Raw genomic sequence first — 1,054 nt, 5'->3', positions numbered from 1 at the left:
CATAATTGAATGGCTTAATATTTTACAAGTGGTGGATAATAAAATAATTATTTTTTGTTTATTAAGTTTCTATTAAAAGAAGTTTAATAAAAAACTAATTTGTTTTTCATCTTATTAAATTAAATATTTTTATTCATTTTTTATTATACTAGAATCCTTTTAAACTGGTATTTTATCATAATAATCTTAATCAATATAAATTTTTATTCGTTTTTTGTGTTTATTTATTCACTTTACGATTGATTTGAAAGTGTTTGCATTTTATTTATTTTTAATATATACTAATATTATTAAAAAAGAAAGAGAGTTATACTCTATGAAAAAAATTACACTCTTAACTGCCTCAGCTCTAGCACTTGGTTCTATTGGACTTACTACGGGCGCTCAACTTGTGCATGCTGATGATACAACTCCTCAAACATCAGTAACTGCTTCAGGTCCACAAGTAAAAGATCCAGGTATCACAATCTTAGATAAAGGTGAGTTCGTTAATCCTATTATGATTGATACATATGATTATGCCTTGAATTCTATGGGATTTAGTACAGGAAAAGTTGTCATGGAGTATGATTCAAAGAGTTTATTTACCATCGCTCTGGGAGAAACAAAGCACTTTAACTTACTTTTACCTTCAGAGTTTAACTTAATCTCAGGTAAAGACGGAGGAGCTGATTTAAAAAATGCTATTACAGCTTCATATCTTTTGCCTGGTGATACTGACTATACCGATTTTACACCTGAAGATATTACTACTAGTTATGAAGGACAAATTGATTTTAAATTATCTGCAACCAAGTTTGTTAATATTGGACAAACAACTAAAATTAAAGTACAAATTGACTATGGTAAAATTTTAGATGCTCTAGGTCAAGGAAGCTCCTTTGATTATAAGAGAATCATCCCAGATTCAAAAGCTGGCGGCTATACATTCAAAGGAATGTTAACTGATGATGATTGGATTAATATTTGGCCTGAAGGCGGTGCAACCGGCTTGACTGATAAGGGAGTAGCGGCTAACTCTGGAACTAAACCTTAAAATACTTATAAATAAAAA

Annotated in this window: 1 protein-coding gene; it reads left to right on the top strand. The window is 29.8% G+C overall.

What is annotated here, in order from left to right; genetic code table 11:
* Window positions 1-316: 316 nt before the first annotated feature.
* Window positions 317-1,036 carry a hypothetical protein gene (locus IAE51_RS11985; RefSeq protein WP_058212043.1) on the top strand — a complete coding sequence of 240 codons (720 nt, stop codon included), beginning with the start codon at window positions 317-319 and terminating at the stop codon, window positions 1,034-1,036.
* The last annotated feature ends 18 nt before the right edge of the window (window positions 1,037-1,054 follow it).

The sequence above is a fragment of the Lactococcus sp. S64 genome (assembly GCF_016516525.1).
In the GTDB taxonomy this organism is placed as follows: Bacteria; Bacillota; Bacilli; order Lactobacillales; family Streptococcaceae; genus Lactococcus; species Lactococcus lactis.
Note: the sequence above shows the minus strand (reverse complement) of the source record. Positions and strands in the feature narration are given on the sequence as shown.

Excerpts from the sequence above, each read along its gene's own strand:
- IAE51_RS11985 (WP_058212043.1), top strand. The coding sequence starts at position 317 with ATGAAAAAAATTACACTCTTAACTGCCTCAGCTCTAGCACTTGGTTCT.